This is a genomic window from Paenibacillus wenxiniae (genome assembly GCF_039822605.1).
Taxonomy (GTDB): domain Bacteria; phylum Bacillota; class Bacilli; order Paenibacillales; family Paenibacillaceae; genus Saccharibacillus; species Saccharibacillus wenxiniae.
On record NZ_JBCGUH010000002.1, the window covers coordinates 532,100 to 543,921 of the forward strand.

The 11,822-nt window shown below is 49.3% G+C and carries 8 protein-coding genes; all 8 read right to left on the minus strand.

Annotated features, from left to right (window positions below):
• Window positions 1–190 precede the first annotated feature (190 nt).
• Genes AAHF22_RS05235 through AAHF22_RS05270 form a run of 8 tightly spaced genes read right to left on the minus strand, consistent with a single transcriptional unit; the run spans window position 191 to window position 11,722 of the window.
• Complete coding sequence (locus tag AAHF22_RS05235; protein WP_347324113.1) at window positions 191–2,053, minus strand: IucA/IucC family protein; 1,863 nt, start codon at window positions 2,051–2,053, stop codon at window positions 191–193.
• Complete coding sequence (locus AAHF22_RS05240; RefSeq protein ID WP_347323910.1) at window positions 2,004–3,383, minus strand: type III PLP-dependent enzyme; 1,380 nt, start codon at window positions 3,381–3,383, stop codon at window positions 2,004–2,006. The genes AAHF22_RS05235 and AAHF22_RS05240 overlap by 50 nt, the downstream gene beginning before the upstream one ends.
• A complete protein-coding gene (locus AAHF22_RS05245; RefSeq protein WP_347323911.1) occupies window positions 3,380–4,165 on the minus strand; it encodes an HpcH/HpaI aldolase family protein in 786 nt (261 codons plus the stop codon). The genes AAHF22_RS05240 and AAHF22_RS05245 overlap by 4 nt, the downstream gene beginning before the upstream one ends.
• Window positions 4,162–5,949, minus strand: a complete 1,788-nt coding sequence (locus AAHF22_RS05250; RefSeq protein WP_347323912.1) for an IucA/IucC family protein — start codon at window positions 5,947–5,949, stop codon at window positions 4,162–4,164. Before AAHF22_RS05250 ends, AAHF22_RS05245 begins: the two co-directional genes overlap by 4 nt.
• Window positions 5,950–5,955: 6 nt before the next feature.
• A complete protein-coding gene (locus AAHF22_RS05255; protein WP_347323913.1) occupies window positions 5,956–7,896 on the minus strand; it encodes an IucA/IucC family protein in 1,941 nt (646 codons plus the stop codon).
• On the minus strand, window positions 7,850–9,298 hold the full coding sequence (locus AAHF22_RS05260; RefSeq protein WP_347323914.1) for an MFS transporter: 1,449 nt from the start codon (window positions 9,296–9,298) through the stop codon (window positions 7,850–7,852). Before AAHF22_RS05260 ends, AAHF22_RS05255 begins: the two co-directional genes overlap by 47 nt.
• Entirely contained in the window at window positions 9,295–10,647 is a 1,353-nt protein-coding gene (locus tag AAHF22_RS05265; protein WP_347323915.1) for a diaminobutyrate--2-oxoglutarate transaminase, read from the minus strand. The genes AAHF22_RS05260 and AAHF22_RS05265 overlap by 4 nt, the downstream gene beginning before the upstream one ends.
• Window positions 10,625–11,722, minus strand: coding sequence for a hypothetical protein (locus AAHF22_RS05270; protein ID WP_347323916.1), 1,098 nt, complete (start codon window positions 11,720–11,722; stop codon window positions 10,625–10,627). Before AAHF22_RS05270 ends, AAHF22_RS05265 begins: the two co-directional genes overlap by 23 nt.
• Window positions 11,723–11,822: the final 100 nt, after the last annotated feature.

Below are 11,822 nucleotides of genomic sequence, written 5' to 3' on the forward strand. Positions count from 1 at the left end.
ATCATATCTGCCTCGCTCTTTTTATCGTGCCAATCTATCATTTATATAGATACTCCATATTCTCCATTATGCCATCTGCTATCATTCTGTATAGTGCATAGCTCTACTGAGTTAAGCAACCACAGTCTATTTTATACGGATGGCGATGAGCAATGAATGCTTCCAACTCGCTATCACTTTATAGAGTATATTATCCCCGAAACGGATTATGCCCATATCCTTTACCAGATGGCATCGCTCCAGGTACCCCATCCGCTTCCAACAACGGACGTACAATTAGCTTGGTCGGCCATTGCTCTGCCTCGAAAATATGGCGATAGAGCAGCTCCCGATCAGGGTGAGGTAGATCAACCGTTACCAGTGCATGTTTCCATGCCGCTTCTGTAATGTGCCATAGCTGTTGTTCTGCGATACGGTAAACGTTCGCTAACGACTCCATAATCGATGCCAGATTTACCTGCGTTCCGAGCGATTGCACGTAAAATATAAGCTTTTCCAATGTTTCGTTGTACAGGCTGTTGGAGTAGCCCGGTCGAATATGATAACGCGGATCTTCGATACCGTGACGCTCGGTATAAGGCGGATGCAAACGTACCGAATCATGATCACGGAACAGTAACGCAGCAGGTCGACCGTCCTTCCATACGATACAACAGTTCTGACCGTGAATTTCCGGTACGACCCCGACTTTAAACAGACGCATCACCACATCATAAAATAACTCAGCGACCTCCGTATACAGACGCAGCACTTCACCTTCCGTTGGTACTTTCCCTAGCAAACGTGTGAACAGATGGGTGCCATTCAACTCCACGCCAAGCGCTGCCATCGGAATGATACACATCGAATCGTCCAGTAGCTCCTGCGGATACAGACGTAGCTGAGCAGCGAGATGACGTGGATGATCATCAAACAGTCCCATATCAGGCGGCATATAGCCCCACCAGTGATTTTCCTGACAGAGATATACGCGCTGTTTGAGCTGTTCATCACAATCGACAGCTTGCCGTAACATACGTTCACCTGACAAACCATTCAATAGCTTTACAACAGGCAAGTAACGCGCAGCACCAAGCGATAGCACACTTACAGGTAACTTGAGCATCGCGGTGCTCGGTTGCTGTGGCGTCATAGAGCGTAAGGACGATGTAGCAAGTACTGCTCCTGCTTCGGTATGAAGTGCAACCACATCTCCATTTGCCAGTTCATTCGTATAGCGGGGCAGAATGATATGTTCCAGTTGCCACGGATGGACGGGCAATAATGTGTAGTCATTACTAGCCAATCCACGTTCACGACATTCTTTTTCCAACAGGCTACGCTCCTGCGATGGAAGTAGCTCCAGGCAGGAATGCAGGGGATCGGTACTACCTGCTTGTACAACCTCATTGCGTAGCGCCAGCCAGCGTAGCGTGATCGATTGTCCAAATTCTGCTGCATAGTGCAGACAATCTTGCTCACTAAAGCCTGTTTTCGCTTTGGATGATGGATGAAATGGACGATCTCGCAATGCAGCAATCTGCTCGCCTGTTATATACCATTCATAAGCCGAATCCGGTTGCTTTTGAGCTAATTGTTGCATGGACTCCCCTTCCAGTGCCAACGCAAGCTGACGGGTGGCGGTATCCAGACTGGTAATAAAGTCTGCTACCCCCGGCTGAGCATACGCTTCGGCTGACAACACATGATGCAAAATCGTTTGTGCCAGTTCAGCAGGTTCGTCGATCTGCTCTACCCCCTCTGCTACCTGACGATAGATAGCAGAGCCAACCAGCCACTGACGCCCAAGCCGTATACTGGGAACGACGCGAAACAGAATATCGCCTGTACGATACAGCCAGCCATCTGCATGGGAGCTTTGCGATACGATAGGGTCTTGCTTATTTGCATACCTATTACGCAGCTCGTCTGTCGCCTCTTCCCAGCGGACAATAACGGTATGTGGCTCGGTTAACAATTCCTCGGTTAGAAAAGCATTGATCAGATCCTGCACGATTTGCTGTTTAGCGGCCTGCTTGCCCGATCGCTTGATCGATATCGTCTGTGATGACATGCTCACCGTCACGTCCTTCCGTAATATAATAAAACTGTGGATGTGGATGTCCGAGGAAATCATGATGCGAGATCGTCCAGCAATACGCACCGGACTGCTGGAACACCGCAATATCACCAACACGAATCCGCTCGACATACCCATCGGTATGCAAACGATCTTTCGGAGTGCACAATTCACCTACGAGCGACACATTGCTGTCCGTCCATTCCAGACGTTGCCACGGATAATGCCAGCGCTCGGTCGCATACATCTCAAATGGATGATCGTGTCCCCATGAGGCAGGTAGTCGGTTATGATGGGTGCCGCCGCGCAAAACTGCAAATTGCTGTCCATGCGACTGTTTCAGGTCAATAACTTCCGCTGCATAATACCCGTGATCAGCTACGAGCAGACGACCCGGCTCAAAGATCAGTCTCGTCTCCGGCAATGCCGCATGCGCAGCACTATTGGCGATCCGCGAGGTGAACATGTTCCAGTCAAAATCGGGCGTTCCATCATCATAAGAGACGCCCAGCCCACCACCCGCATTAATCAGCTCTAACCGCTCCAGACGATAGCGCTGCTTCCACTCTGCCGCACGTGTCAAGTACAGCTCGACCATATCTGCATGTAACGCGGCATCATGATTGTTAGATAACGAGTGGAAATGAAATCCGCTCAACTGTACCAGACCGTCACCTTCGTGCTGAATAATCTCCATCGCTTCATCCAGCAAATGCTCATCCAATCCAAAAGGTGTCGCCTTACCACCCATCGTGATCGCTGTCTTCGGCAGAGACGCCGCGTGCAGATTAATTCGCAGCAAAATACGTACAGGTATAGGTGCAGTAGTAGCCACACCAGTAGATACACTAGCAGCTTCCATTTCCCCTGGTTCCGCAGACACAACCTTCCATCCGTGCTGTGCTCCAACCTGTTCAGCAACCCGTTCATGCCGTTTCCGCATAATATAAATAATCCGGCGCAGCTCCAGCAGACTTTCTACATGTAGCGCATATACGTTTTGCTCAATCGCCTGCTCCAGCTCATGCTCCTTTTTCCCCGGCCCACCGAACAGAATAGGCACCTCACGGCTTACGCTCCGCACTTTGAGCAACTCACCGATGGATGCAACTTCAAATCCGCCTACGAGCGGCAATAGCGCCTCAATAATCCGCACATCTGGATTCGCTTTAATCGCATAAAATAACGATGTCCGCTGCGGCAATGTGGATAGCATCTGACGGGTCTGCTGACGAATGCCTGCCAGATCATAAATATAAGCGCATACCGGTTCAGTTGTGGTGTTCACAATTTCGTTTAACATCTCACTTACCGTTTGCTTCATGTCCAACCTCCCGATGTACGATACAGATTACGTTTATTCCAATACGCACGAAAAGCGGTATTACGATCGTCTCCAAGCACGAAGATATGTACACCTTCACGTGACCAGCGCACCATGTCTGCTTCTCCTCGTGCAACGGTAGCATAGGGCACACCACTTTGTACCGCGATATGATGCAGCTCCGCCAGCGCAGCCTGTACGTCAGGGTGATCCGTTTGCCACGGGACACCAAGCGATTGCGATAGATCAGCCGCCCCTTCCAGTACAAACGATACTTGCGGATGCGCTACAATCTGCTGACTTGCCCGCACGCCCGCTATACTCTCGATCATCGGCACAATCATAATCGACTCATTCGCTTGCCCGATATAATCTTGCAAACTATACTTGGCAAATGTCCCCGCACGTCCACTATTCAAGCTACGCTGTCCAATCGGATAATAATAAGCGTGCTGTACAGCCTCTTCGATCTGCCTTACATCCTCCACATGCGGAAGGACAATCCCTTTGACCCCACAATCGAGCAAACGAAGAATTTCCGTCCGCTCCACTGTAGCGACGCGCACAAGCGGTGTCACACCGACCAGCTCGGCGGCACGTACCATTTCTTCTACCGCTTCCAGCCCGGTAGTCGTATGCTCGCAGTCGATGATGACAAAGTCATACTCAGCTGCTCCAATCATTTCAACAATGATCGGATGTGGAATTGATACGAACAATCCGAATACCGGCTGTCTGTTACGAATACGCTCCATCAATGTGTCGGTACGTTGCTGCTTCATCCGATTTTTCCGTCTCGAGCAAGTTGTAGCGGATTGCTCACACTGCGGAAGTACAGTTCACTATCACCATATAAACGACGCTTCGTCATTTCCTCAATTAACGCATCTGGAGCAAATAGATCATAATCCGCAAAACGACTCGCATACTGTGGATGCTGCTCTTGATAATTCGTGATCGTATCTGCGCACAGCTTCCAAAATGCCGCTTCCGACAACCCGAAGCGTTCCAATGCAAAAGCTAGATCCGTCATGCAAATAAAGAAGAAAGCATCATACGTATAATCTCTCACTTCACCAACACTCTCCGCATGGATAAACGAGTAGCGGTTGAACTTACGATGGGTTTCGGGAATCGGGTGTAACGCTGGCGCTTGCTCCGAGTATAGCAATTGCTCTGGTACGTACCGTACACCATCATGCAGATCCTTCACGATAATTCGCTTCGGTAGCTCATCTTGAAGTACCAGAATAATATTTTGAGCATGAGATTCCAGCGCAATACCATGAGCATAAAGTAAATGCACGATCGGCAGCACAACCGCGTTTACAAGCGCCTGACTCCATGCTTCTACCCCATGCTTAGCGATCGCAGCCGCTGCAAATGGTTCACCATTCGGCTGCACGAGTGATACCGCATTGAGTGGCCACGCCTGCTCATTGTCCTGTAGCTTGCCGGCAATATTTTCACGCCAGATCGTACCGAGTGAGCCGTAGGCTTCACCATATTGTAATGCCGGCAAATGAGCATAACGGAAGGATATGCCCAGCATCTCACGCAAAATATCAAAGCCTTGCTGCTGGAGTAAGGCATCCTGCTGTACTAATGAGGTTAGCCAATCGCTAATGAGCGGCGCATTTTGCGTTGTATGATGTGCCAGAATGCGGCTCGTCGAAGTGTTGGTCATATGCAGTGCGAGCTTAATATAGGGCGCGTCTGCTACATGACGATTGGATAGTGAACGAATCGATTGCTGTGGACGATAGCTTGCTTCCCCTTCACCAAGTGGAATCAGTGTGCCATCAAACCGCTGACGGGTAAACACAGGCTCGATCCGATGCTCCCACTGCCACGGATGCACAGGTAGCAGCACATATTGCTGCGGATCGCCATACGTTTGAATTTTTGCGGTAAAACGCTCATTATCTTCCGCTGTCAGATGCTGTGCATATAGCGCCTCAACATCAAATTCGTTCGAGACCGCGGTATCCGCCCATTCCTTATGTACAGCTACCCAGTACAGACGCACTTCAGGATCGAATTCCGGCCCATACGCCGCATTATCATATAGCGAGAAGCCCAGTCTGGACTTATAACTTGGATGATAGGGATGCCCATCTGTCATATGACTTTCCAGCGCTTCATAATGCCTGTCCTGTTCGGGAATCTGATCGTGCAGCGATGCCTGACATTGACTGTCTTTTGCCAGTGTCTCCAATAGCTCCCCAATAAATGGCTGAATCCGCTCGCCTTCCAATCGCTCACCTACCAGTTCCTGCAAAAACAGATGTACATCCTGACAAGGCGCATCTTCACGCTGAATCGTTCCAGGCTGAATCCGTATCCGTCCAAACGATAACTTTTCCACCGCCTGACAGCTATAGAGCACCGTTTCTCCATCTGCCGTTCTGCCTTCGGTTTGCCATACCTCTCCCTGACGTTCATAGGGCAAAATCCCTTCAAACCAGAGCGCCTCCAGCGTTTGACGCATAATTCGTTCCTGCACCCGGTCATAAGCCGAGCTATGTAGCTGTGGCTTCACTTCAATCATTCCGCTTGTTCCCATTGATGGTCACTCTCCTGTTTGTTTTAGCATATTACGTACATGCACATACGCCGGGGCGTCTCCATGTCCTTGCAAACAACTGCGCAAATTTTGCTTCGCTCGGAAGCTATCCGCTGCCAGCAGCTCACGGATCAACTCGTTATCTGCACGCTCCAGCTCTTCCTGTAATAAAGCGGTTGCCAGCTGCCAGTAATGCTGCTCATCATACCCCGTATCTCGTGCCAGCACATGCAACAATGAACCCATATGGTTCACGATAAAATAATAAGCTGTACGTGCCCGCGCCGCTTCACTTGTATAAAATAAAAGCTCGTCACCAGCCGTTATGGACTGCATCCGCCGCTCCACACTAACGCCTTCAAGATCACGAATAATAAAATGCTGCGGCCAACCATTGTGGAGCGTCACCAGCGTATTTTGCAAATGAGCTTCAAAATGAATGCCTAGCTGTTCCCCTGCTCGCAGGATCGGCAATAAGGAACGCTCCAAATACAGATGCAGCCATTGCTCAGCCATTTCAACAATTCGATGAGATACTATGTTCGAACTGTCGCTAGTCTGTGCGAAAGCGTCCGTCCCGGCATTGAACTCTGTAGCCGCCATACCGCGTAATAGCTCATATAGCTGTGAAGGTCCTGCTGGCTGTACCGATTCAACGAGCGCTGACAATACATAGGTGCAGGACGAATCAAATTCAATCGGTCGATAAGCGACAGTGAACAACCTTGTCCATTGATCGGAGTCAAACTGGCACGTCGCCGTGCCCATCTCGCATGCAATATGCGTATACGGCTCGTCTACAAAACATTGCTGCTCTAACACATAACGTGTCGCTGCCAGTGTACGCGTCATCTGTTCTTCACTGTTCGTACGGAGCAGATTCGTAATACCCACATGCAACGGCAGCTTCATATTACAGTGCAGTTCCGGTAAAAATACCGTGCGTACTGAAGAGGTCGGATAGGCAAATGGACCACATTGCCCGAGCAGAATCAGCTTGCGTTCATCGATATATTGTCGTACAACCGGCAATGACTGAATGTAGCCATACTGCCATGGATGCATCGGCAATAGCTCGTATTGCTCCTCTTGTAGCCATTTGGTCAGCATCTGCTCCTGAGTGCCGATTTCTGTGCTGAGTAGGTGCTGACGAAGCTGATCTTCAATCTGCTGACGATAACTGTCCACTGCCCAGTCTTGCTTGTAGCAATCACGTCTCACCGCGACATAACATAGCGCAAAGGCACTGCCTAGTTCGGGACTATATCTCTGTACGTCTTCTCTACTAAAACCGAGTGTACTTTTCGGAAACGGATGAAACGGATGACCTACGATTAAGGCCTGCTCCGAGCTACGATAATCGGTTAACGGCTTGCCATAACGAACGGCATAGTCCATATACAGCGCCGTATTGTGCAGACTGTTATCGACCCGTTGCCGAAATTGTTCGGCGCGTTCGTTCGTTACCTGCTCTTCGTCATGCAGCTCGGCTATAATCGCTTCCAGCAGTTGTAAATGCTTGCCAGACTCGGCATACTGTATTTCCGCTTGCAGGCAAGCTCCGGCATCGTTAGCATGCTGATGAGCATACATCTGTACCGTATCCGTATCGTTAGCATAGTTATACGCATGCGTCTGTACTGTATCTGCTTCGTTAGCTTGCTCCTGCGTGTACAGTGGTGTATACGGCACCCATATGAACGAGCGATATTCATGCTCCCCGGTCGCTGAGTAATAAGCCAGCTCCGCCTGCAAGCTTTTACGACTTGCGGGGAAATCGATATGCACGATTCCCTGTTGCCGCTTCACTTTAATTTCTGTCGGCCGCTCTGGACCAAGCTCGCGAATATAACAGTTCAGCAGTAACTTGCATGTATGCTTCTCGGCTTGGAGCAACGAATCAAGCTGTTGGCTGCTCATGGTTTTCAAGCCCGTTGTGTTCAGCAATGATGCCAACCTTCTTTCTTGTTATAAATAAAATGACGGGCACTGTGATCAGCAGCATGGCTCCTAAAATGACCAGCACTTCGCGTAATGCCATCCATTGCGCGGTCTGTGCAGCGTAACCCGACTGTGCCAGCATCTGCCAGCGTCCATCATAAAATAATGTCAATATAATAAGCGCAAATGACGAAATCAATCGCTGTAACGTCGTAGCGAGCGCTGAACCTTCATGCATATCTTCTTCCGGCAATGCTTGCAAGCCGAGTGCGGATGTACTCATACCGGATAAACCCATGCCCGCACCACGGCAAGCCATTAGTAGCACCAGTATCACAATACCTGTGCTCTGAGGCAACCATACAAAGCTAAATAGTGTCAGTACGACAACAACTGTTCCCCAAGCGATAAACCGTTTGCTTCGTCCGCGATCAAACCAGTTGCCACCGATCCACATGAACAGACTCGTCGTGATCGCTCCTGGTAGAAACATCAGCCCGGATACCGATGGTGACAATGCAAATACATTCTGAAATAATAGCGGCAATGCAAAAATCGCTCCAAACATCACACAATCCTGTATTGTCGAAATCAGCACACTCCATGCAAACAGAGGATTGCTTTTCAACAGATTGTAGCGAATCATCGGCTCCTGACGTCTATTTTCCAGACGGACAAAGCATATTAGCAGTAACACACCAAGCAGGAAAAGACTCCATGCGAAAGCAACAGGTACAATCGTGGACGAGTATAATTGAATGCCCAAACTCAAGCTAGCGATCCCGCCCAGCATCAAGCTGATACTGCTAGGTTGAATCTGCTTGCGCTGTGCAGGCACATACGGACGAATATAACGCCCGCACCAGAATAACGCACAGATCGCAAACGGCACATTGAGCCAGAATAGTACGTCCAAACGTCCGAATTGAATAATCAAACCACCCAGCGTCGGCCCAATCGCAGGTGCAATCATCAGTAGCATGCCCCATGCGCCTGTAATCCGACCTCTAACTTCCGTTCCATAGTTGTCAAATAACAATACGAGCGAGAGCGGAATCATTAGCCCTGCCGCAGCGCCATGAATGAAGCGGACAAGCAGTAACACGGATACATGGTCATACAGCAGCGCACCGAGTATCGATGAAACGCCATACAGCACAATGCCAAGCATATACGTGCGCTTGCGTCCGAGACGATCAACAACTAATGAGGCAAGCGGCATCGTCAATGTCATCGCAAGCATATACAATGCAATAATCCAACCGCCGGTTAAAGTCGAGATCCCATAATAGGTGACAAAATACGGTAATAATACGTTAAAAGCGCTATTCGTTAATACGAGCGAAAATGCACCGATCAGAATAGAGCCAAGTATCGCATATTGACTCAGCCCTTTAGGCTGGCTCATTGCTCCGCCAACTCTGCCAGCGCTTCATAAATCGAGCGTTCGAATATACGTAGTACCGTTTCGGTTTCCTGCTCTGTAATGACAAGTGGCGGCAGAAATCGCAGGACAGAGGAATGACGCCCACCGACCTCGATAATCATCCCATTTGCAAAACAGCGACGCTGTACAGCTTCCGCGATCCGTCCACTGGCTGGGAAATGTTGGAGTCGATCCGGTGTACCGGACGGCTCGACCATTTCTATGCCAATCATCAAGCCACGTCCACGCACATCACCAATCGCAGGGATGATCGCTTGCAGAGAACGAAGCCGGGTCATCATCTGCTGGCTCCGCTGCTGTACATTATCCAGCACACGTTGCTCACGCAAATAGCGAAGAGTGGCAAGTCCGGTTGCCATGGCCATCTGATTACCACGGAAAGTACCGGTATGTGCACCAGGCTGCCAGCGATCAAGTTCCTCTTTATACAAAATGACTGACATCGGCAAGCTGCCACCGACCGCTTTGGAGCAGATGATCACATCCGGCACAATGCCGGCATGTTCAAATGAAAACATGCGACCTGTGCGGCCAAATCCGGTTTGCACTTCATCGATAATGAGCGGAATACCGCGCTCTGCCGTGATACGGCGCAACTCACGCAGCCATTCGATCTGCGCTGGAATCGCGCCTCCTTCTCCTTGCACCGTCTCGACGATCACACCACATGGTGCAGCAATACCGCTCTCGCAGTCATCCAGCACGTGCTCAATGTATTGCGCACTGAGCTGGGCGGTCATCTCTCCACCAACACCGAATGGGCAACGATATTCATATGGAAACGGTAGGAAATGAACATCCGGCAGTAAGCTTTGCAAATGCTGCTTTTTGCTTAAATTGCCACTCATCGCCATCGTTGCTTGTGTAGAACCGTGATAACTACCGTGAAATGCCAAAATTGAGCGTCCACCTGTAGCCGTTTTGACGAGCTTGATCGCCGCTTCGACCGCATCTGCCCCTGTCGGGCCGCAAAACTGGATTTTGGCATGATCTCGCATTTGCTCTGGCAATAAGGAGAACAATTCCTCCATAAAAGCAAGCTTTAGCGGTGTTGCCAGATCCAGCGTATGTAAAGGGATTTGCTGATCCAGCATTTCACGAATCGCTTCTACGACCACATCTGGATTATGTCCAAGCGCCAGTGTGCCTGCACCTGCCAGACAATCGTAATATTGGCGTCCCTCTGTGTCCGTTACGATCATGCCTTTTGCCTTGCTGATCACCAGTGGGAAATGGCGTGGATAGGCTCTTGCATTGGATTCCTTTTGCTCCTGTAGCTTTAAATACTCACTTTGAATTTCCAGTGACATCGTAATCGACGCTCCTTTGTGTATAAGTGCCTGCCAGAACAGGCTCTTTTTGCGCGGTAAATAAATAATTTAGATAGGCACCAACGACATCGCGTGATTGACCTTCATAGGGATACACATGATGGATCATGTCTGGTAAAGCATTCACTTCCAGTATGCCGCCCTGCTCCAATGTGAGTGGACGCGTAATATCCTGACAGCGTATATCAATGCCAGCAACATCGATTCCCAGCGTCTCAGCCGCTGCAATAGACAACTCGATATTTTGCCGACAAATATGATCCGTACAATCGGAATAAAATTCAGAAATCGCCCCGGCTTCCATCTGTTCCGTGTCATATAACGAGACCAACTGACCCGCTACTGGAATATCATCAACCGTATAACCTTGGCGCTTCAATACATTATTAACCGAACTTTTTTCCGTATCGATCGCAGCGAATCGATCAATCGTGCCAATCTTCGTCTGAGCGATTCGACGTGTATTGATTTCTGCAATAAGTTCCGTGATCGTTGAATGCCCATCACCGATCAATTCCACAGGGCGATAACAGGTAACGGCCTCTACCTTGCCATTAATAACAAGTACACGATAATCCAGCCCCTGCACAAATTGCTGTAGCATAATCTGACGACTATATGCAGCCGCATGCTGCATCGCTTGCACAAGCTGCTCCTTCGTCCGTACATCGATCGTAACACCATCGCTTCGACTCGCATCCATCGGCTTTACAACGACTGAACGACGCTCCAGTGGTAATCGCTCTACAAAAGCGAGTGCCGCTTCAATACAGCGTAGATCAAGGCCAGCATCGCTAACAACAGCATAGGGCGGAACAGGTAAGCCACGTTGCTCTAGCAACAGATTTGATGCTTGCTTGTCCTTGGCCAGCAATCCGGCTAACAATGGGAGACGGTGCGAGCGCGTTTTGTTAATAATGATCGTTTGTCCATTTTGCGTTAAACGAAGAAAATCCTCACAATCTGGAACGAGTAACTCACAGGTGATGCCTAGCTCCTGCGCTCTGGCTGCAATGAGCCGATTTTGCAGGTTTTGCATCTGATTTAAAAACACAAAATATCCTCCTCCAGTTTCAAAAAAAATGATAATGATTATCAATATCATTTATTCGATACCTATCTTAAAGGACAAAGCTTATCGTTGTCAACAACCA